This window comes from Alteromonas aestuariivivens (assembly GCF_003367475.1).
In the GTDB taxonomy this organism is placed as follows: domain Bacteria; phylum Pseudomonadota; class Gammaproteobacteria; order Enterobacterales; family Alteromonadaceae; genus Alteromonas; species Alteromonas aestuariivivens.
In genome coordinates this window covers 19,517-40,326 of sequence record NZ_QRHA01000007.1, presented here as the reverse complement: position 1 = coordinate 40,326, position 20,810 = coordinate 19,517, and the positions used below count along the sequence as shown (strand labels likewise).

Genomic DNA, 20,810 nt, shown 5'->3' with positions numbered 1-20,810 from the left:
TTTAACTCGCTAGCAACTCACGCACCTGCGCGGGCTGCGTACGATTGAGCCACACTTCTTTGTGCTGTTGATCAAAAAAACGCCCATTCGGTGCAGATTGTTCAATCAAAACGGTAAATTGCTGATCGTGATTCCTGAACAAAAAATACAAAGCAGCAGCATAGATATGATGCTCTATGCCTTGCTCAATAACGTCCTGTTCAACACCAAATTGGCCCGCTTTTCTGCACGTAAGCAAAATATCATTCAAGCTCTGTAGCCGCCTGGAAACGGATTTCTGCGTTTGTGCTCCAAAGCTTTCATTGTGAATACGGTACCGTCCCAGCACATCTTCAATAAAATCTATTTTGCCATTCAGGAAACCCGCATTCATAACATAAAAAGGGTAATCTAGAATGATTTCACATTCAGGCACCACTGCGTCACACAGATTAGGATGGCGACGAAACATAACACTGCTAGCCTGCATGTAAGTACCAAAGCGCACTAAATGGGTAATGTCCGAGCGCGCAGGGATACGGGCCCAATTGTAGTGTCCCTGGCTATACAGTTTGACCGACTTATTGGTGTCAGAGTCAAACACGTCCGATTCATGGAACACCATGCCACAGTCAGGATTCGTGTCTAAGTGCATTACCTGTTTTTGTAATTTCCCTGGGAGAGCAATATCATCTCCGTCCAGATAGGCAATGTAGTCCCCCTTTGCTCTGGACAATAACGTACTCATATTCGCGGCCAAACCGCGATTTTCCGTCTTAAATATGGGTATAAGTTGCGGGTAGCACCTAGCCAAATTTCGAATAATATCTGCAGTACCATCCGGAGAAGCATCATCACAAACAAGAACTTCAAAGTCGAAACTGGTTTGCTGTTCACACACTGATGTTACGCAGGCTGCAATGTACTTTTCCAGTTTGAAAGCAGGTATCAGAACCGATAACTTCATCTTATTACCACGCGCCGAGAAAGTTGGCTAAAAAGTTCATAACCATCCCAAACGGGAGAAAAGGACAACGCCTCTCCCAGTGGGACCGCCCGATCCACTCCTGTTATCGACGGCTTAGCCATAAACTTTACTAACGCAGGTTTGGCAATTCCAGCGAAGCTCAATGTTTGTACTTTCGGCGAAATAAACGGAGCTATCTCATCCAGTGAAGCCACACATTGACAGAATAACACTTGGTTACCGCTGTGAAGACTGAGCATTTTGTCATTCACTTTCGTCATTTCAATAGCGCATAACTCCCCAACCATATGTACCCGGCTTGCCGCGTATTCAATTTGCAGCGACTGAGCAGTGACAAGCTGCTCATTGCGCCTTGTTAATGACGGCAGCACCTCGAAATGACGTTCACCAGCCAGCGACAAAAACTTTTCTAGTGACCGGCTATCTCCTATCCAAAACAATACCTTCGGCGATGAGCATGCCTGCTGATTGTAGGGTGTGAGCTCCTTCATCAGGTTCGTCATTGCGCCCTCAGCAATCTCCATATCAACCATCACCTCCGAGCCAATCACACTGAATGAGTAACGGTCTGCAAAGCTTATATCGCGACACCTTGGCGGACACGGAATTGCGCGAATGGTACTGACGCTGTTATCGCCGCCCCACAGGATCCTCGCGTCAGCCTGCTTACAAAGCGCATGAGTGATACTTTTACCCTGTGATGCCTGATATTCATATGTAACAAAAAGGTTGCGTATGGCAAATTCATAAAATTGGGGTAATGCGAAAACCTGATTCAGTATCCTTATAAGGTGCTCTTTTACCAAGCCTCCCCGCTCCGATACCCGGACAACATTATTGTTGCCTGCCAGCACAGAACACGCCCAACTATAAACAAACATGGTATCCACATTAGACGGTGTAAAGTGAACCACTGTACCCAGCGCTTTATAGTGGCCTGGCGGAGAATCCTTCACAAACTCCACAAGATTTGAGGCCCTCAACCAAAACGCCAGCGCAACCAGCTCACTGTGGCCGCGACATTCCTTATCTTGCATGATAGTCCGCGATATGTGGTTCAGAAACTCGATGGTGGAATCGCAATGATAGGACAAAGGCAATTGATACCAAACTGGCAGTTCATATACCGGGCGTAATTCAGCACACTGCTCTTTCGGCCGGGGGGCCAACAGGGTATATTTCATCCAGCCCCCATAGTATCACTGCAGCCTCGCAGCTCAGTCTTTGGAAGGCGGCCGAGTATTTCAAAATACTTTCCTTTTCGGCCACACAAGCAATCGTCTTCCCCAAGTATCCGCCCCAAATCCTCGGTTAACAGGCTATACCCCGGATAACTGCTAGGAATACTGGACAATACCTGAACAAGCCCGGACTGCCCCATTTTTTGAAGCTTGAGCGTGTAAGGGCAACGGATGAGTATTTCAGCCAAAGAAGGGGCATGCAGAAAGCCATGTTCACACTCCACAAATACCGTTCCGACTTGTTCTGCCATGCCATAGAAATTGTGTACCCGTTCTATTCCAAGCACCTCGCTCACTTTCTGCTTAAATGAGGGATTGTCAACCTGCTTATCAACTAACGTCTTCCAGCCGCCGCTGTGTATCAGAGTAGCATTGGTCATAGAAAGTCTTTGCTTGGCTATTTGCAGCGCCCGGACAAAATACTCCCAAACCATAAAAGTAAAGCCAAACACCAACACCGGACCAGCATGATACTGACGTTGAAAGGCTTCAATAGCCACACTATTCAAAGACATGTCTTCATTCAGTGCGTATACGGGTTGGCGGCCAAAAAATGCCATCCCCTGTATACCTGCAGCCCGTGCAGAAAGAGCCTTGTTCTTAACCACAGACGGAGAGTCAATAATCAGCATTGGTAAACGCTGTTTTCCCAGAAAATTTTGCATTATCTTAACCAGCGCTTTGCTTTGCCGGGCACTGGTTGCTTTGTCTAATAATACCTTGGCCGGGCTTTGGCTTGTGGTACCGGAGGATTGTAATACTCGAAAGACTTCATTGTCAGGCACGCTGGATAATGAATAGTGCTTGAACAGTCTTACTGCCAAATAAGGCAGCTCATCTGGTGTTCGAAAGGAAAGCGGCTGTCCGTGGGTCAGCCTTGCATAAGTTTGTGAGCAGGCAAGGTGATGTTGATGCAATGCATTAAAAACAGGCATCAATGCGGCGCGCTTTTCTAATGCAGGCAATCCAAAGACTTGGTGCTGAAACAAACTGTCAAACTCAGCACAATAGGTCAAGTTGGTCGGGTTAGTCATCGGTTAATACTGCAGCTAATCGCATTAAAGTCATATAGTCAGTTTTTCCATTCGGCAGCAGTGGCCAATTATTCACTACAAAAACTGAATAATATTTAGGCGGAAAAGCCAGAAACTCCCTTGCCAAAGCAGTGACCTGCTTTTCAGAAAACTTAGAACAGGCCAAATACAGCATTGAATCATCACCAAAACACTTTACTTCCAGGTCCCGGCCAGCAAACAAAAACTCCAAGCCGTCAAGATTAACCCTCTCACCCAGTAGTTTGATTATTCGATGCTTCCGCCCTTTAAGAATGTAATCCCCATCGTGATCCTGCATGGCTAAATCTCCAGTGGCCAAGCTGGATTGGGGCTCAAAATTGTGCAGGTCTGCAACGCTTTCAACGTACCCCAACATACAATTATCCCCCCGGTAATAAAGCTCTCCTATAACGTTGATATTTTCAATCAACTTCCCGGCTTCATCGCGCAAACTAAACTCCCCACCAGGAATGGCCTTTCCAATAGCCTCCAGTTTGGTTCCCGCAAGGGCAGGCTCAAGCCATCCCATTCTGGCCGTGGCCTCGGTTTGACCATACATTCGATAAAACCGACTTTGATTAGTATCGGCAAACTGGCTCAACTCCTTAATCAATTTCGGAGAAAGCTTCCCTCCGGCCTGAGTAAAATATCGCAAATGAGGCCACGCACGGCGGGTAAAGCGCAGGCTTACCAACATTTCATACCAATGGGGCACACCCGCCAGAGAATTGACTGGCAAACTTTCCAACAGATTCCAGAATTCCTTATCTACAAGCGTAGCCGAACTCAGCGCGATACATGCCCCAACAGACAAATGCGTATTCAGAATGGAAAGTCCGTAGGAATAGGAAAATGGCATCGTTGCCAGAGTTATGTCGCTTGACTCAATGGGTAGGTAACCACAAATACTGGCCGTATTAGCGGCGATATTCAGAGCAGAAATTGCCACCCCTTTACCCCCTCCCGTTGAGCCTGATGTCATCAGTATGAGAGCCAGCTCTGGTGACAGTCTGTGTTGTTGCTTCGACGCCAACACCTGTCGTTCGCCAGACAAAATCAGGTTAGGTCGAAATTGCTCCTCGACAAGTTCAATCGCGTCCTTGTTGAGTTTTGGACTGATGAGGAGAACCGGCCAGTTGTAAGCCAGGCAGGTTAGATAATGCACTACGCTCTGCAGAGAGTTATCCATGACCACAAGCACCAACGGACGAGTCACAGCCTCGCCGCGAAGTATTCCCGGCTTGTCAGTGAGCAGCAACGATGTAATTGCCCGTTGGTTCTGCCTAATTAGAGCGGACAACTCGGTATAAGAAACCTCATAGCCATTTTCAATGATGGCAGTGTTACCGCCCCACTTTTCGAGTGCTGTAACCCATCTAATCACAAAAATCTGACTCCACTACGCCTGAAAAAGGCCGTCGACGGGTAAAACATGGCCAGTGGTATAACCCGCGCATTGATCAAGCAAAAACAATACTGCATCCGCAACTTGCTGAGGGGTTCCACTTTGTTTCAACGCGACACGAGAGTAAACATCATCTCTTTGCAACTGTGTATAATGAGCAGTCATCGGGGTGCTGATAAAGCCAGGAGCCACGGCATTTACACGAATTCCGAACGGAGCCAACTCTTTTGCCAGAGACTTAGTTGCCCCGGTCAGTGCAGCCTTACTCGCGCTATAAGCGCTCAAGCCAGCCCCGCCCTGCTCACCAATCTGTGACACCACATTGACTATGGCACCTTTGCGGTGACGAACCATCAGCCGGCTTGCCAGTTGCATATGCTGATATGCCGCGTAAAAGTTCACGCTCATTTGTAACCTGAGCAATTCCATGTTACTTGCCACAAGCCCGGCTTCCTTCATTTCGCCGGCATTGTTCACAAGCCCCACAAAATTACCGACGTCCGGATCCGATTGCCTGGCTTGAATTGTTCGAAACACCTCTTTAACGGCGTTTTCATCGGTCACATCGTAGTCCACTGGCACAACCTTACCGGCTACCTCCTCCACCAGTGAATCCAGAGCAACTTTGTTTCGACCTCCGGCAAACACCGTCGCACCAGATTGTGCTAGATTGGAAACGATGGCTCTGCCGATGCCTCCGGTGGCGCCAGTGACCAAGACTGAATGGCCCTGCAATATCGAACCGCTATAAGGAAACGCCATATTTCGCCAGAATGGTTTTGGCCTTTGCCACAGAACTCATATCAATAATGTCATCAGTATCGAGCATAACGTTAAAGACGGTTTCCAGTTCTGATACCAGCACCATATGCCCGGTTGAGTCCCATTCCCTAATTGTGTTGTATTGCAACTCATCATTAACTGTTTGCGATGACACACCTAGCGCATCACAAAACGCCTGAACTAGTTTTTGCTGATTACTCATAGTACTTTTCACTGCCATTTCTTGTTTAGCGCGACAACAAGCCTTTAATCATTTTGGTTTCATTGCTGTAGTCGGTTTTTAATAACGATAACGTAACCAAATCTGCCCTTTTAACTACCTTATATCCTAATTTTTGATTGTAATTCAACGCCGCCTGATTACTGGATTTAACATTCGCCTGTAATTCCCTGATCTTGAGCAGATCAAATACATAATCATACAAGGCTAATGTTGGGGCAAATGCAATTAGGTTATTCTGATATTTAGGGTGGCCTACATACAAACCCGGCTCCAGCACTGCTGATGAACCAATCTCTTTGCCAGCGAAAGCCTTAAGATTGGTTGCACCAAATGGTATACCTTTGTAATACGCTACCCAATGTTGCTGGGATGGATCCGATTTCAAACCATCAAACCAAGTTTGATGCTGTTCCTCTGAAATTTGTCCTGAGTTAATCATATTTAAGCGCACACGGGCACTGTTACGCCACTTTCTGAGCAAACCTAAATGTTGGGACGACAACGGAATCAACTCAACTTGGTAGCCGCGAATAATAACACCATTCTTATTCGGTTCAACGGCAATCATTCAAAACCTCTCTAATGCAATTTATTACTCGGAATGCCCCCTGTGCGTCATAAAATTTGCTGCATGCCGCCTGCATGGTTTTCAGAACTTCGTCGTCGCCATAAAGCGTTAAAGCCAGGGTGGCAAGTGAACGCATTGATATGGATTTGTCGACCACACGACACCAGCCCTCCTTAGCTGCACGCTCAGATGCGGCAAGTTGATTGTTAGCCACAGTGACTAACACCGAAGGAGTCTGGCAGACACCCAGTTCGAACTGGCTGCCACCGGCAGCACTGATCGCGAGCCTCGCACTGCTCCAGGCTTGTGCCATGTCCTGACATTGATGGCTATGCTCAATAGGCAGATCGAGTGTAGGAATCAGCGATTTCAGCTCTTGCAGCGTTGGGTAGGCCGCACCTGTAATTACGCGTATAGGAACTCTTGCGCCAACTTCATCTAATGCTTGAAGCAACTTAATTGTTAGACCAGCTGGATCGCTGCCACCAAAGCAGAGGACAATCCCCTGCCTACACTGAACGGGCAGGGGGTTTAAATTACAGAACTCCTGTCGCAGTAATCGATAAGATGAGCCAGTACAACAATGAACGCTAGGCTGAATCTCAATGTACTTATTATTGAGGTTCCGGGAAGCCGGATTTACTACAATATCTGCAAATTCGATATACCGAAATTCTCCATCATCCAGAGCGACAATACACTTAACTTTTGAACGCAACTTCTTGAGTTGTTCTCGAGAAATTTTGTAACCATCCAGCACCAGAACGCTATTCTCCGGCTGTTCGAGCAAATCACATAACGTCAAAAAACAGTCTTCAGGAGATGATTCGGAAACAGCAAAACTCCAATCACGCTGATGATCCGAGATACGTGCCGCTGCAGATGTGAGCACAAAATGACAATCAACTCCCTGGTGTGCGGCGGCCTGGGCCAACGCGATGCAGCGAAACAAATGCCCCACGCCAATTTGTTCATTAGCATCTGTGCAAATGATCATTTTGCTCACGAAGAGATGTGTTCCCATCCTAATGCAGTTCCGCATTGCAAGTCATTCCGGGCAATTTTGCCAAGAACGTCATTCCAATGTTTGGGGGCAAGCCCGAATGCGGGTCTGACGATTTTCATGTTTTCTTCGGTCAGCCGTTCACCCTTTTTTACGTCTCGGCTAACATAGATAGAACGGCGATATTGTTTGGATGCCAACTCTGCGTCAGAGCCCCCATATTCTACGTGCCCCAGACCTTTCCACGCCCGCTCGGTTTCAACGACCAGTGAAGTCATTTCTTCAGGTTCCAAGGAGAACGCGGCATCAACTCCGCCATCATCACGATTCAGCACAAAGTGCTTCTCTATTACGGTTGCACCCAATGCGACAGCAGCAACTGCAACACCAACCCCCCTGGTATGGTCGCTCAACCCCACCTGACAACCGAATGCTTCGCGCATATTGGGGATTGTTCGCAAGTTTGTGTCACTCGGCTCGGCAGGATACGTGCTTGTGCATTTAAGTAACACAATGTCATCACAGCCGTTAGTTTTGGCACAATCTACCGCTTCTTCAATTTCACTCAGGGTGGCCATCCCCGTTGACATTATCAATGGTTTACCTTTGCTTGCCGCATGTGCAATCAAAGGTAAATCAGTTAATTCAAAAGAAGCTATTTTGAAACACGGCACATCGAGTTCAGCTAAAAAATCCACGGCCTCAGTGTCAAATGGGGAACTGAATGCCAACATACCCAGAGCACTAGCCCTTTTGAATAATGCTTCATGCCATTCGTAAGGAGTAGATGCTTTTTGATAAAGTGCATGTAACCTTTCTCCTGCCCACAGACTTTTGGCCTCTTTTATTACAAATCCATCGGCGTCCAGGTCTAGAGTCATGGAGTCTGCCGTATAAGTTTGCAATTTTATTGCGTGGGCTCCGGCTCTTGCCGCTTCGTCGACCATACGCTCAGCCACAACCAAATCCTGATTATGGTTACCACTTAGTTCAGCAATTATAAAAGGTGGTTCATTTGGACCTATCAATCTGTTACCGATTCGTACGTCTTTTTTCACTTCAAATCTCCCGAGTGCCGGTAAATCAGTGTACAAAAAATTCAGCAGGATTCTGCTGTAACATTAGCCCGCCTAGTCGTTATGCCGGTGTACCAGTTTGCACGCTTGATACATCAACTCGGCCCTCCCATAGTCTTCCGGTATACCGACATCCTGTTGAGGATATCCGGGAAAATGCCAGGAATACCTTGGGGGCTATGGGTCTACGTATAATCAGGCATGGTTGTAAGCCCCCAAGACGCGAATACAACTGCCCCGCATGGTGATAACATCTTTCCAGACGCTAAAAACATCTCTCTAAATTCGTAAACTCAATCAGATTTTGTTCGTTATCAGAGCCATATTGAACGTTTGGGCAGGGACGAGAAAAGCTAACAGCCGATACTTCGTAGCGCTGACTTTTACCACCAGTTGAAGCCGCTGCAATTTTCACATCAGAGCCTCTTGCAATGTTGATATCACCTTTTCCTGCATATCGGCCGTCAATCCGGGAAATAAAGGTAATGTAAGCGCATTTTGATAGTAGCGCTCACAATTCGGATAGTTATGTGCAGCAAAACCGCGCGATTTATAATAATGATGCCGGTAAATTGGTATGTAATGCACATTCACACCGATACCAGCCGAACGAAGTACCTCAAAAACCGTTTTTCTATCGTGCATTTCCAGTTCAATGACATACAAATGCCATGCACTGTAGTTGTCAAACACAGGGCGCACTACCGGTAAATTGACTAATGCATCATGGTACACTTGTGCCCGCGCTTTGCGCTGGGCAATGAAATCATCAAGCCTACGGATCTGGCTGTTGCCAAGCGCAGCATGCAGATCACTTAAACGGTAATTGAATCCCAGAGACTGTTGCGAATAAAACCAGGGATTTTGCTGCTCTCCACTGGGAAATAATGCGGTGTCTCTGGTAATTCCGTGACTCGCATACAGACGCACAGTGTCAGCCAATCGCTTGTCATTGGTAAGAACTGCGCCGCCTTCGGCTGTAGTCATCGATTTGACAGGATGAAAGCTCAGTACTACGAAATCAGAGTGTTTCCCCTCCCCTATCGGACAGCCCTGAGGATCTTTGCCCCCAAAACCGTGAGCCGCGTCTTCTATCAATACAATACCGTATTGTCTGGTAATGGTTGCTATGGCCTTCATATCACAACTACTGCCAGCAAAATGAACCGCAATTATTGCTTTGGGCAGGCGGTTAGCGCGTAGGGCCTCGTCCAGCTTCTGTGCTAATTGGATTAAGCATATATTGCGCGTAAGCGGATCAATATCGATAAATTCGACCTCCGCACCGCAATACAAGGCACAATTAGCCGACGCCGCAAACGAGTTTGGAGAGGTCCAAACAATATCCCCTTCTTTTACGCCTGCCGCCAGGCAAGATAAGTGCAGTCCAGACGTGCCGCTGTTCACGGCAATAGCATGATTAGCGCCAGTGTACTCACACAAACTCTGTTCAAATTCCGGAACCTGATTTCCCTGGGTTAGAAACTCGTTTTTAAGAACACTGACTACAGCATTGACATCCTCATCGTTGATAGTGTGCTTACCATAAGGGATCATAATGTCGCCTTATCAAGAGCCCGTAGTTCTTCTACCGTTAGAAAGTGTGGGTTAGTGCCAGAATGGTATTCAAACTTTGCCTTAGCTCCCTTGCCGATCTCGCCCAATTTATTTCTGGTGTAGTCCAGATTTTTATCAAAAAAGCTAATTGCCGGTGCGATGACGTAATGATCATCAAACTCCAGTGTATGATGCGCCATTTCCTCCGGCACCATAACTTCATGCAACTTCTCCCCTGGACGAATGCCAATTTCTTCGTACTCTTTCGTCCCGCTCATGGCTTCTGCCAAATCAACAATCCGAATAGAGGGTATTTTAGGTACAAAAATTTCCCCCCCCTGCATGCGGGAAAAGCTTTTTACAACAAAATCTATACCTTCCGACAAAGTAATCCAAAAGCGGGTCATTTCAAAGTTGGTGACAGGCAAGCGCTTACAACCATCCTGCAATAATTTCCTGAAAAATGGCACGACAGAACCCCGGGACCCAACAACATTGCCATAACGCACTACGGAAAACCTCGGCCCGGTCGCCCCGGCAATATTATTGGCTGCAACAAACAGCTTATCCGACGCCAACTTGGTCGCCCCGTATAGGTTGACGGGATTTGCCGCTTTATCGGTTGATAGAGCTATGACCCGGCGTACATTGCACGCGATGGCTGCGTCAATCACATTTTGTGCGCCATTAATATTGGTTTTTATACACTCATTGGGATTGTATTCAGCCGCCGGGACCTGCTTCAATGCAGCCGCATGAACCACGTAATCCACTCCGACCATAGCAGTTTTTAAACGTTCTTTATCTCTGACATCACCGATAAAATAGCGCATACAGGTGTTATCAAAACGCTGTTGCATCTCATACTGTTTAAGCTCATCACGCGAATATATGATTATTTTTTTTGCGTGGGTATTTTCTAATAAGAAGGAGACAAATTTGTTTCCAAAGGAGCCTGTGCCACCAGTAATTAGGATCGTTTTGTTGTCAAATAAGGTCATTTTCCCACCGTTAGAGAGGTAAATTTTTGCAATCGAAATTCGCGTAGTTCTTCGAACTCACTTTCGGACACATGGAGCGATATCAAGTCCTGAGCACGTAGCCTTCGAGGAATCAACCTTGCTCTTGTTCCATCGTCAAAAAACATCAAGTTATTATCCAATGGTTCATGGGTAATTATTAAAAAATTAATGCAATCATAAGCGTAAAATTTTTCAAATTTCTCCAAGTTATAATAGTTTGCTACTTCACGCACTGATTTTACAATCAGCTTGGGCAAAACAATGGAGGGTGAAACGGGCGAAGTTGCAACTAACCTAGCAATAAAAGCACGAGCAACGTCATTGCAAACCGGAGAACCACTGTTATTCATATCACCCGGAAGATACAATAGCGTGTGTTGGATGTTGCCTGACAAGAAGCTGTCCAATATTTCACTTTGTCCTGATATCAATACTTTATGATTAATATCGTCATTAGATAGCTCGCCAAAACATATTTGATAATCCAAGTCTGGCTGATCTGCGAGGGAGATTTCTTTTTGTATTCCCAGCACTGACAAAGCGTCTGAAAGGTAACGTCTATTAAAAGCCTCGTCGGGATATACACCTCCAATCAAAGGATCTTTTGACTCCAAACACAACTTTAAATAGAGTCTGCGCCGCTGCGAGTCAAAGCTCGAAATATAGTCGAAGCTGTAGGGTTCTACAGTCAATGATTCTGTGAGCTGTTTAAAGCAATCTATCCAATTATCTAAGACCACTTGTACAATCTGTATGGCTTGACTATCGCTTTTGATATGCAGGGCTTTAGTCAAGGCTCCATTCACATAATTGATAGTGCCATTGAGATAGTAAAATGCCAGGCTCCGTTTACGCCTGTATGAAGAAACCAGAAACTCCCTTTGTCGCTCAATAAGAACCTCAGCGTCATCCCGGCTGGTAACGGGTTGCTCAATAACAGTGGCGAACGCGTTTAACTCTTCCACCAAAGCACTGTGCTGGACGCGTCGCTCAAATCTATTCTGATATTCATCCACAGGCAGAATAGCGAAGCCCTGGTTGATCAGTCTATCCAATGCCGCCTGTTTATCTTCCGGTGAATTCACAATGAGCACGTGCTCACCGTGCAAAGGCTGAGCACCGGTAATTCGCGCACCGTCGTTGAGGTTGTAAACTTCTCCTTGAACCCGGGTTAACACTTGCTCCAATACCGTTTTGGAGACTTTAAACTCATACTTGGTATTAACGAACGGTCGGAAATTACCCGGTACCACAATCGAGGTATCGTTCATTTCTGCGTAGTTATAGGCTTCTTCGCCTGATTCGTTATAGTAACCGGAAGCTTTTGAGTGGTGGTATTTGTTGTCCACAAACCCCATATCCACGCCACACAGATAAATTTGCTTAAAGCCAAACCGGGTAACAAAGTTAGCTGCAAAATTTGAAACAGTAGGGTAAGCATGGCTTAACATTTCGAAATCATGCCCCTCAAACATATCGGTAATGCTAACTGTTGAAGACTCGCCTTCTTTGAACGCCAACAAAGTTTCTTTGTACAACCCACTGGTATCGGGGTGAATGCCATTACAGCTGATAAGACGAATATTTTTGAGGTAGTCCAGATCGCCAATTCTCACGGCCCAATCGAAAGTAGAGCGATTGATTTCAATTTCAGCATGGAAATCAGGCACGATACCGTGACGATGCAATACCTGCAGCGCCGTACCGCAGGATACCAGAATGGCCTGTTCAGCATGCTCTTTTATCACAGCCAAGAGTCCGTCAAGCGAGGGACCGTTGCCAATCAGAAAAACCGGCACTTCTTTCTCTTCCGCCGACAGGTACTGACTGGCATCTTTGCGTAAGTACGGGGTCCCCTGCAGCAAAGACCAGTGTGTGTGCGCAATGCCATAACGGGAATGGTCAAAATAATCCCCCATTGCGATGATTACCCTCAGCTGTTCGCGCAACTGCGCAATCGCAGAATTGAGACGCCCGTTATAGTAGCCCTGGAAAAAATAGGTACTGGCAAGTACATGAGGGCCGATGCTGTGGAATTGCATGACCAGGTCTTCAATCAGGTGGCTGCCATCGTCTCCGATGTTGAGATACAAGCGCGCGCCGGCTTTGTCCATGCCCTCAATAATCGCCTGCCAGTCTATAGCATACAGGGACGCATAAAAGTAATCGCGGTTGGGCTCAACCACAAAAAGCTTTTCGACCGTGTGTTTTGCAAACAACGCTTCCAATTGGTATCCACTGCCTAGACCGAACATGATCATGGATTTTATTCGCTCAGATAACGCGCCCTGAGTTTCTTCAATTTCGTCCAGAATGTCCTGAACCTTACTTACCATTTGGTAATGCAGGTAACTTTTTAGTTTCTTACCTTTGTAACCCAGTACCAAACTGTCTTTATTAGGTCGGGCGGCGAAGGCTTCCAGCACCCGCTCACCATCCTCCCGGGGCGCATCGGTATAAAGATTCAACAGAGAATCGCAATGAAACAGGTTCACCTGCCCGTCTTGGTTGGCAAGGGGAACCCATATCTTAGGCTGGTAGTCACAGAATTCCTGGTAAACACCGGGGAAGAACTTTTTGAATACAGCCAGATTGGCCTTCAGACGATAGTTTTTAAGATTCTCCGTTGACCAAGCCTGGGCATCAACCGGAACCGACCAGGGCAACAAATAGTTTTCAATCTTCCCGTCCCCCGATTCACGCACAGCCCAGTGCTTAAAATCCTGCCAGGAACCCGCCGCCAGAGCCTGAGTGACCTGGTCAAACACTATGTGATGATAATGCTGAAACAAGTAGAACTGCTCAACTGGCACATGTTGCGCCAGCTCATTAATATTACTTGCCAGATCACGGGCATCTTTTCCGAGCTGAAGATACAACCCAGTGCCTTTCTGAGCGGCAATATCCAGGCACTCATTCCAGGCAGTTGCCATCAGTGAGCAACGAAAATAATCGAGATTCGGCTCATACACGATCATATGCCCGATTTGGTATTGCTCGAGCAATTGGCGGATGTGGTGGCCCAGCCCTACACCCAATACCACCAAAACGTTCATCTGATCTTCCAGCGGCTTGGAGCGACGCAAACTGCTTGCAAGAGAGGAATTAAGACCTTCTAGAAAATTATGGACGCGGGTAGCTGTGTCTGTCCGGGTATCATCTAACGCAACAGTCAGTGGTGCGGCAGCAAATTGCCGCACCTGAGCGGCAACTTCCTGCTCAGGGTGCAAACCGTATAACACCCGGCCTGTGGAGTAGTCGACGATATTCAGCTCGCTGTGCTTATTGCACATGATTGACCAAGATTCGTTTTGGCCACCAATCTGCGACAGTACAGAGGGTATATTCTGACGAAAGGCAGCCAAATTATCCCGTTCCATGCGGGAAAGACGTTCAGCCACACCCTGTTCGATGCCGCGTTGTGTTGTTTCATCCAAGTGCAGATGCAATTGAATATTCTGGAGCATAATTACTTGTACTTCTTAATGGCTGCCTGACTACGGACGAACTGCGTTACATCCTGCTTAGCTGATTTTAGCAAAGATTGCGCCATTTCCATGAGACGGTTATTAACCTCAAGTTCCTGTTCGGCAAAATGCCGGCGAGGCTCACCATCAAGAGCGTTTAGGTGGGATTGAATAATGTTGTCGCGGGATTCAACTAACCCGAGTAATTGAGCGTATTTTTGCCCATCGTCCTCTTGCTCTAACAGTTCAGCTATCTCCTGATTGATACTGCGCAACGGCTCGGGAGTCAGGGCATGGTTTAATTCGTTTTTCTTCACACAGCTTGTCGTTTTTGACGCTGGGCCTCATAAGCTTCCTGCTTGGCCGCTTCAGGTATCTGTACCCAAGCATCTCGAATAGGAGTCAACAGGCTAATCACTTCGTCCAGCATCTTCAAGTCATTCTTAACATGGCCGTCATTCACCTTTTCGATCATGTAGTCATAGAGGGCAAACAGGTTTTCTGCCACTTCACCACCGACATCCAAATCTAGGGTGTCCCTTAAATTCATGAGAATGGCGGTTACCCGAGACAGGAATTCCGATTTGGCAACAAAATCCTTGCGTTCCATCGCGCCTTTTGCAAATGCGAGGCGATCCAACGCGCCCTGCATCAACATCAGTGTCAGTCTGTGAGGATCGGCCGTAGCAATATCCTGTTTCAGGTTACCCTTGCGATAGGCGTTAATACCGGTAAGTGCCATAATGACTCCTGTTAAAACATGCTTAGCCCAGTGCTGACAGTAACGCCATACTGGTTTGATTCATTCGTGCAACGGTCTGGTCAAGATTCAGATACTTGTCACGTAAAACCTGTTCATAACTGAACATGCGCAATTCCAGCGCTTCGCGATCGCTGTACAACTGATCGCGGTTATCCTTGGCGGCGTTTTCCCGCAGGGTCAACAGGCCGTCATAGCTGGTGTACTGATCAACAAAATCGTACAGGCGAACGGCTACGCCCTCGGTTTCGTCGGTAAACAGGGCGGAGATTTCATCAAACGCATCGTCAAGGGCATCTTGCAACCGTTCTTCTCCTGACCCCAGCCCGAAGTCGGTGCTGCCCACTTCCAGTTTGCCTTCGTTGTCAAATTCAATACCAAGCTCAAACAAATTACCCAAAGATGAGGCACTGACGCTGTCTCCGACGATACTTGCCATCCCCTGCCGCAGGCCTCGGAGCAGCGAATCTCCGGCCAGTGCACCATCTTCTTCCAAGTCTGACTCACCGTATTTGGTCAGGGTTTCAATCTCGCTGATTAACTTGTTGTAATTATCAACGAAAGCGCGGATCTTTTCTTCCAGACCTTCTTTGTCGTAACCAATGTTCAGTGAGGTAGTTTCGTAGGTAACCCCGTCTGATGCCAGCGGCGAGACTTCTTTGACTTCAAAACTGACATTTTGAATAGTACTTTCAAAATCATTGGTTGCACTTTCTACCGCAATGCCGTCAATGGTAGCCATGGCATTGGTGGCCGATTTCACCGGCGACAGGTAGGTGCTGGTTTCGGTCGAGTCGGTGGTGGCAATTTTTTGCAAGTCGGCAAGGTCATTGTCGTTGACAATCTGCAAATCGTTGCCGCTGCCGGTTACGTCCGAAGTCAGAACCAGTTTGGCTCCGCCAGTGGTGGTGCCGGTATCAATAATATTGGCGTTAACGCCAAAATTGTCAGCGTGGGCATTAATCGCCTCACGCAAGTCTGCCAGGGTCATCCCCGCCGTCACATCTACGGTAAAGCTGTCGCCCGTAGCGTCAATTTTAAACGTCAGGGTGCCCGAACCTGCAGACAGAACGCTGTCGGTCGATGAGGTATACCCCCCAGCAGAGGCATTGTTGGTTTCGATCCGGCTTCCGGATGCAAGTTGGGTAACCGCGATATCATAACTGCCTGTGAGAGCAGAATTCGATGCTTCGGCAGAAAGCACGTCATAATCTTCTGACGGGTTTGTAATAACCGGTTCACGGCTGTTCAGATCCGAATCGGTACGCAGGTCATCCAGGCTGTCCTTAAAATCCGACAGCTTCGACTTTATCTGGCCCAGGCCGGATATTTCGGCCTCAATCCGCTCTTCACGCTCATTTAACCTGTTCTCTTTTGGCTGGCGCTCAGCCTGCAAAAGCTGATTAACCAGATCGTCCAAAGCGAGCCCGGACCCCACACCCAGCGATTGAATCGACATTCTACTACCTCACTAAACCCGCTTGTTCAAAAGCACACCCACGCTACTGCCAATGTCTTCCTGGAGATCCTTTATACGCTCTGCCAGTCTCAGCACTTCGTCTGATGGTATCTGCCGGATCACATCACCCGACTCAGAGTCTTTCACTGTAACCACCGAACGTTGCGTATTGTCATCCACCGTAAACGCCAGGTTGCGATTTTGCACTTGCAGAAATGCCTCTACCTCTTGTGCCGCAAGTTCGACATCGCGATCTTGCCCCTCTCGTTTAGAGTTATCGGCCTCAGATTGTTGTCCTTGAGCAGTTTTCAGTTCAACCGCTGATTGCTCCTGCCTTTCCACCTTCGATAACGAGGCTTGCTGGCGCGCAGACTCCTGCCCGGACATCGTTTCTGAGGTATTGAGAGCAAAATTTTGGCCAACTTGTGTATTTGCGATTTCCATTTGAGTTACCCCATTGTCTTAAAACGACAAAAACGGGCCCCGACGAATCAGGCACCCGTTTTAATGTGTTTTTGTTAAGGCGTATTTTTAGCTGATTTAGCCCAGCAGCGACAGCGCAGTTTGCGGACGCTGGTTCGCCTGACTTAACACAGATACTGATGCCTGCTGGATGATCTGATTACGGGTAAGTTCCGCCGTTTCTGCAGCAAAATCGGTATCCTTGATACGTGATTTTGCTGAAGACAGGTTCTCAGAGATGCTGCTCAGGTTGCGAATGGTAGACTGGAAACGGTTTTGCAGCGCCCCCAGATCAGCACGAACGGAACCCACGGCAGAAATGGCTGCATCTACCGCGGTCATCATGCTGGATGCGCCAGTCTGAGTCGCAACGGTTTCGCCACTCAGCCCCAGGCCAGTAGCGCTGAAACCACTTACACCTGCCTTAGTCAAAGCCTGACTGGACAGGTTTACCGAGATGGTCTGGCCGCCGTTGGCACCCACCAGGAATTTGGCGGAAAAGTTGCCCTTTAGCAAATCGACATTACCAAACTGGGTGGTGGTGGCAATGCGGGAAATTTCCTGCGTTAACTGAGTCACTTCTTTTTGCAGTGCCTCACGGTCAGAGTCACTGTTAATACCGTTTTGCGATTGTACCGCCAGTTGGCGAATACGCTGCAAACCGGTGGTCACTTCCTGCAGCGCACCTTCGGTGGTCTGGGTCAGAGAGATGGCGTCATTCGCGTTACGCACGGCCTGGTTCAGACCCTGAACCTGAGACGTCAGGCGATCGGAAATCTGCATACCGGCTGCATCATCGGCAGCACTGTTAATGCGAAACCCTGATGACAGTCTTTCAAAAGACGTGCTCAGACGATTGCCCACGTCAAATAAGTTACGCTGGGCGCTCAGTGCTGATGCATTTGTATTTACATATAAAGACATTGGTCTACCTCCTAGGGACTCGATGTTAACTGTGCTACCATCGAACCTTCCAATTCGACCAGTCAGGTCACTACTCCCGACTGATCCCTCTTATTTGTGAAACGGCTGGCCATTTCACCAAAAAGTAATTACATTACCCCTCGACAATAGCTATCGGCGAAGTCTTGAATTTCTTTAGCGGTTTTTTAAAATTTTTTTGAAAAACCATTTAACCCTATGATTTATAATGGTTAAAAACTAAGAACAAGAATGAATAGACCGTCATATTGAGAGCAGATTCATCGCTGCAAGGTATCTAAGCTGAGCAGCTATAGGGTAGTGTCAAAATAATAACGAAATAGTTGGCACGAAGAATGCTTATGATATGTCGCAGATAGCAGGGATGTCTTGGCAAGAATAAAAAAAAGGCCGGGACAAATGTCCCGGCCAATCTGCTCACGTTAGGAGATTGAGCAAAATTCAGTTTCAGTCGGCTGGCAGGAATTATAGTAGATTAACTGGCCTCTCAACCACAACTTCTACACTCTCAGTCCTGTTAGTCGGCGTTTTCTTTAAGAGGCGGCCTTTACGGCCGCCATCTTCTGGGGATGGCCTCTCAACTCCTTCCCAATTAACTCTTTCTGTTATTAACCACCCAACAGCGACAATGCTGCCTGGGGTCTTTGGTTTGCCTGTGACAAAACCGTGGTACTGGCTTGTTGAATAATCTGCCAGCGGGTAAGTTGTGCCGTCTCGGTGGCAAAATCTGTATCGCGGATGCGAGATCTTGCCGCCGCAATGTTTTCCGAGACATTACTCAAATTACGAATGGTGGATTGGAAACGATTTTGCAATGCACCCAAATCCGCCCGCATTGAGCCAATGGCTGAAATTGCCAGGTCCACTGCACTCAGCATCGCTGAAGCATTACTCTCACTCAATACATCGCCGTTTACGATATTCAAACCGGTGGCACTGAAACCACTGATGCCCGCGTTGGTCAGCTTTTGAGTCGACAGGTTTACCGAAATGGTTTGCCCCGCATTCGCCCCAACCAGGAATTTGGCCGAATAATCACCGGCAAGAATGTTCACCCCGGCAAACTGTGTAGTGGTAGCAATCCGGGTAACTTCCGATTTCAATGCCGATACTTCTTTTTGCAGTGCCAGACGGTCCGACGCTGAGTTAATGCCATTCTGAGATTGCACCGACAGCACCCGAATACGTTGCAGCGCGGTGGTGATTTCCTGCATGGCGCCTTCAGCGGTCTGCGCCAGGGATATACCGTCGTTAGCATTTCTTACGGCCTGGTCCAGGCCCATCACCTGGGAGGTCATTCGGTCTGAAATCTGCAGCCCGGCGGCGTCGTCCGCGGCGCTATTGATTCTGAAGCCGGACGACAAACGTTCAAACGCAGTATCCAGCGCATTACCAGAGTTAAATAATTGACGTTGAGCATTCAATGCGGAAACGTTGGTGTTTACAAATAGACTCATGGGTCTCTCCTAACAGTGTCGAACATCAGCGCCCGTTTTAATTTTTGATTTCAGCGCTTCGGGTTATCGTTTAAAAGTATTGGCACAACCTGTGCTTATATATCCTTGTCAGTGTTAAATTACTGACGCTTTGATTGCCTATTGGCAGTGAAAGCACCCTTTATGAGTCAGGCACACTACCTGCCTCACAGCTGATGGACCGGTATGATGTTCCAGACCTCATACCTCTCACTACCTCCTGGCTTCATTCCAGTCCATCGGCGCCCTTTTCGAGCCATCCGACCGACTTATTCCAAAAGGTAAATGTTATCCTTGCAGCAGGCTCAGAGCCGCTTGCGGGCGTTGATTCGCCTGGCTCAGCACTGTGGTGCTGGCCTGTTGCAGAATCTGCCAGCGGGTCAATTCTGCCGTTTCAGCGGCAAAGTCGGTATCACGGATACGTGAACGGGCCGAGTTCAAATTTTCTGAAACATTACTTAGGTTGCGAACTGTTGACTGAAAACGATTCTGCAGTGCACCCAGGTCAGCACGCACCGACCCGATTGCAGAGATGGCCAGGTCAACGGCAGTCAGCATGGAAGACGCATTGGCTTCGGTCATTACGTCCAGGCCGACAATGTTCAGGCCGGTTGCACTGAAGCCACCGATACCGGCATTGGCCAGTTTCTGGGTAGACAAATTTACCGAAATCGTCTGGCCAGCATTCGCGCCCACCAGGAATTTGGCTGAGTAGTTCCCCGCCAGAATGTTGACACCAGCAAACTGGGTGGTAGTGGCTACCCGGGAAATTTCTGCTTTCAGTGCCGACACTTCTTTTTGCAGTGCCAGGCGATCAGAGGCCGAGTTAATCCCGTTTTGAGACTGAACCGACAGTACCCGGATACGCTGCAATGCGGTGGTAATTTCCTGCATCGCGCCTTCAGCGGTCTGAGCCAGGGAAATTCCGTCATTGGCGTTACGGACGGCCTGATCCAGGCCCATGATTTGTGAGGTCATACGGTCTGAAATCTGCAGACCGGCAGCGTCATCTTTGGCGCTGTTGATACGGAAACCCGAGGACAAGCGCTCAAATGCCGTATTCAGATGGTTATTTGAGGTAAAAAGCTGCCGCTGTGCATTCAGGGCAGACACATTCGTGCTGACGAATAAGCTCATTGTAATCTCCTAACGATTTTTTTGTCTTATAAGCCCAGGTCATTGTTGTTTTTATTGGGACCTGGCTGAACGTGCGCTGTTATTATTTTTAGGGGCGCTTGTCCGTGGCCTGAGCATTTATTGTTTTTGTTCTCAGTGCCTTTGCTTATGTATCGTCAGGGCGCGAAAAATCCTTTAGCAATTTTTCACTAAATTTTTTAAGTCTTAT

19 protein-coding genes are annotated in these 20,810 nt (G+C 47.7%); all 19 read right to left on the bottom strand.

The window, feature by feature from the left end; genetic code table 11:
- Position 1: 1 nt before the first annotated feature.
- Positions 2-946 carry a glycosyltransferase family 2 protein gene (locus tag DXV75_RS10510; protein WP_115593383.1) on the bottom strand — a complete coding sequence of 315 codons (945 nt, stop codon included), beginning with the start codon at positions 944-946 and terminating at the stop codon, positions 2-4.
- Positions 943-2,151, bottom strand: a complete 1,209-nt coding sequence (locus DXV75_RS10505; RefSeq protein ID WP_115593382.1) for an acyl-CoA reductase — start codon at positions 2,149-2,151, stop codon at positions 943-945. Before DXV75_RS10505 ends, DXV75_RS10510 begins: the two co-directional genes overlap by 4 nt.
- Complete coding sequence (locus DXV75_RS10500; RefSeq protein ID WP_115593381.1) at positions 2,148-3,242, bottom strand: LuxE/PaaK family acyltransferase; 1,095 nt, start codon at positions 3,240-3,242, stop codon at positions 2,148-2,150. Before DXV75_RS10500 ends, DXV75_RS10505 begins: the two co-directional genes overlap by 4 nt.
- Complete coding sequence (locus DXV75_RS10495) at positions 3,235-4,647, bottom strand: AMP-binding protein (RefSeq protein WP_115593380.1); 1,413 nt, start codon at positions 4,645-4,647, stop codon at positions 3,235-3,237. The genes DXV75_RS10500 and DXV75_RS10495 overlap by 8 nt, the downstream gene beginning before the upstream one ends.
- 15 nt (positions 4,648-4,662) lie before the next feature.
- The gene (locus tag DXV75_RS10490) at positions 4,663-5,430 is read right to left on the bottom strand and encodes an SDR family NAD(P)-dependent oxidoreductase (protein WP_115593379.1); all 768 of its coding nucleotides are present in this window, start codon (positions 5,428-5,430) and stop codon (positions 4,663-4,665) included.
- Positions 5,414-5,653: an acyl carrier protein gene (locus DXV75_RS10485; protein ID WP_115593593.1), complete on the bottom strand. Its 240-nt coding sequence runs from the start codon at positions 5,651-5,653 to the stop codon at positions 5,414-5,416. The genes DXV75_RS10490 and DXV75_RS10485 overlap by 17 nt, the downstream gene beginning before the upstream one ends.
- A gap of 25 nt (positions 5,654-5,678) precedes the next feature.
- Entirely contained in the window at positions 5,679-6,242 is a 564-nt protein-coding gene (locus tag DXV75_RS10480; RefSeq protein WP_115593378.1) for a GNAT family N-acetyltransferase, read from the bottom strand.
- Positions 6,229-7,239, bottom strand: a complete 1,011-nt coding sequence (gene pseG / locus DXV75_RS10475) for a UDP-2,4-diacetamido-2,4,6-trideoxy-beta-L-altropyranose hydrolase (protein ID WP_245953186.1) — start codon at positions 7,237-7,239, stop codon at positions 6,229-6,231. Before pseG ends, DXV75_RS10480 begins: the two co-directional genes overlap by 14 nt.
- A gap of 5 nt (positions 7,240-7,244) precedes the next feature.
- Positions 7,245-8,303 carry a pseudaminic acid synthase gene (gene pseI / locus DXV75_RS10470; protein ID WP_115593592.1) on the bottom strand — a complete coding sequence of 353 codons (1,059 nt, stop codon included), beginning with the start codon at positions 8,301-8,303 and terminating at the stop codon, positions 7,245-7,247.
- 429 nt (positions 8,304-8,732) lie between these two features.
- The gene (pseC, locus tag DXV75_RS10465) at positions 8,733-9,878 is read right to left on the bottom strand and encodes a UDP-4-amino-4,6-dideoxy-N-acetyl-beta-L-altrosamine transaminase (RefSeq protein WP_115593376.1); all 1,146 of its coding nucleotides are present in this window, start codon (positions 9,876-9,878) and stop codon (positions 8,733-8,735) included.
- A complete protein-coding gene (gene pseB / locus DXV75_RS10460) occupies positions 9,875-10,879 on the bottom strand; it encodes a UDP-N-acetylglucosamine 4,6-dehydratase (inverting) (protein ID WP_115593375.1) in 1,005 nt (334 codons plus the stop codon). The genes pseC and pseB overlap by 4 nt, the downstream gene beginning before the upstream one ends.
- On the bottom strand, positions 10,876-14,367 hold the full coding sequence (locus DXV75_RS10455; RefSeq protein ID WP_115593374.1) for a 6-hydroxymethylpterin diphosphokinase MptE-like protein: 3,492 nt from the start codon (positions 14,365-14,367) through the stop codon (positions 10,876-10,878). The genes pseB and DXV75_RS10455 overlap by 4 nt, the downstream gene beginning before the upstream one ends.
- Before the next feature lie 2 nt (positions 14,368-14,369).
- Positions 14,370-14,684: a hypothetical protein gene (locus DXV75_RS10450; protein WP_115593373.1), complete on the bottom strand. Its 315-nt coding sequence runs from the start codon at positions 14,682-14,684 to the stop codon at positions 14,370-14,372.
- Positions 14,681-15,109, bottom strand: coding sequence for a flagellar export chaperone FliS (gene fliS / locus DXV75_RS10445; RefSeq protein ID WP_115593372.1), 429 nt, complete (start codon positions 15,107-15,109; stop codon positions 14,681-14,683). Before fliS ends, DXV75_RS10450 begins: the two co-directional genes overlap by 4 nt.
- 22 nt (positions 15,110-15,131) lie before the next feature.
- Positions 15,132-16,586, bottom strand: coding sequence for a flagellar filament capping protein FliD (gene fliD, locus DXV75_RS10440; RefSeq protein ID WP_115593371.1), 1,455 nt, complete (start codon positions 16,584-16,586; stop codon positions 15,132-15,134).
- Between the two features lie 12 nt (positions 16,587-16,598).
- Positions 16,599-17,030, bottom strand: coding sequence for a flagellar protein FlaG (locus tag DXV75_RS10435; RefSeq protein ID WP_115593370.1), 432 nt, complete (start codon positions 17,028-17,030; stop codon positions 16,599-16,601).
- A gap of 96 nt (positions 17,031-17,126) precedes the next feature.
- Positions 17,127-17,972: a flagellin N-terminal helical domain-containing protein gene (locus DXV75_RS10430; RefSeq protein ID WP_115593369.1), complete on the bottom strand. Its 846-nt coding sequence runs from the start codon at positions 17,970-17,972 to the stop codon at positions 17,127-17,129.
- Between the two features lie 626 nt (positions 17,973-18,598).
- The gene (locus DXV75_RS10425) at positions 18,599-19,447 is read right to left on the bottom strand and encodes a flagellin N-terminal helical domain-containing protein (protein WP_115593368.1); all 849 of its coding nucleotides are present in this window, start codon (positions 19,445-19,447) and stop codon (positions 18,599-18,601) included.
- Between the two features lie 306 nt (positions 19,448-19,753).
- The gene (locus DXV75_RS10420; protein ID WP_115593367.1) at positions 19,754-20,602 is read right to left on the bottom strand and encodes a flagellin N-terminal helical domain-containing protein; all 849 of its coding nucleotides are present in this window, start codon (positions 20,600-20,602) and stop codon (positions 19,754-19,756) included.
- Between the last annotated feature and the right edge of the window lie 208 nt (positions 20,603-20,810).

Bases quoted from the DNA above. Each gene is read 5' to 3' on its own strand.
- DXV75_RS10510 (WP_115593383.1), bottom strand. From the start codon at position 946: ATGAAGTTATCGGTTCTGATACCTGCTTTCAAACTGGAAAAGTACATT.
- DXV75_RS10505 (WP_115593382.1), bottom strand. From the start codon at position 2,151: ATGAAATATACCCTGTTGGCCCCCCGGCCGAAAGAGCAGTGTGCTGAA.
- DXV75_RS10500 (WP_115593381.1), bottom strand. From the start codon at position 3,242: ATGACTAACCCGACCAACTTGACCTATTGTGCTGAGTTTGACAGTTTG.
- DXV75_RS10490 (WP_115593379.1), bottom strand. From the start codon at position 5,430: ATGGCGTTTCCTTATAGCGGTTCGATATTGCAGGGCCATTCAGTCTTG.
- DXV75_RS10485 (WP_115593593.1), bottom strand. From the start codon at position 5,653: ATGAGTAATCAGCAAAAACTAGTTCAGGCGTTTTGTGATGCGCTAGGT.
- DXV75_RS10480 (WP_115593378.1), bottom strand. From the start codon at position 6,242: ATGATTGCCGTTGAACCGAATAAGAATGGTGTTATTATTCGCGGCTAC.
- pseG (WP_245953186.1), bottom strand. From the start codon at position 7,239: ATGATCATTTGCACAGATGCTAATGAACAAATTGGCGTGGGGCATTTG.
- pseC (WP_115593376.1), bottom strand. From the start codon at position 9,878: ATGATCCCTTATGGTAAGCACACTATCAACGATGAGGATGTCAATGCT.
- pseB (WP_115593375.1), bottom strand. From the start codon at position 10,879: ATGACCTTATTTGACAACAAAACGATCCTAATTACTGGTGGCACAGGC.
- DXV75_RS10455 (WP_115593374.1), bottom strand. From the start codon at position 14,367: ATGCTCCAGAATATTCAATTGCATCTGCACTTGGATGAAACAACACAA.
- fliS (WP_115593372.1), bottom strand. From the start codon at position 15,109: ATGGCACTTACCGGTATTAACGCCTATCGCAAGGGTAACCTGAAACAG.
- fliD (WP_115593371.1), bottom strand. From the start codon at position 16,586: ATGTCGATTCAATCGCTGGGTGTGGGGTCCGGGCTCGCTTTGGACGAT.
- DXV75_RS10435 (WP_115593370.1), bottom strand. From the start codon at position 17,030: ATGGAAATCGCAAATACACAAGTTGGCCAAAATTTTGCTCTCAATACC.
- DXV75_RS10430 (WP_115593369.1), bottom strand. From the start codon at position 17,972: ATGTCTTTATATGTAAATACAAATGCATCAGCACTGAGCGCCCAGCGT.
- DXV75_RS10425 (WP_115593368.1), bottom strand. From the start codon at position 19,447: ATGAGTCTATTTGTAAACACCAACGTTTCCGCATTGAATGCTCAACGT.
- DXV75_RS10420 (WP_115593367.1), bottom strand. From the start codon at position 20,602: ATGAGCTTATTCGTCAGCACGAATGTGTCTGCCCTGAATGCACAGCGG.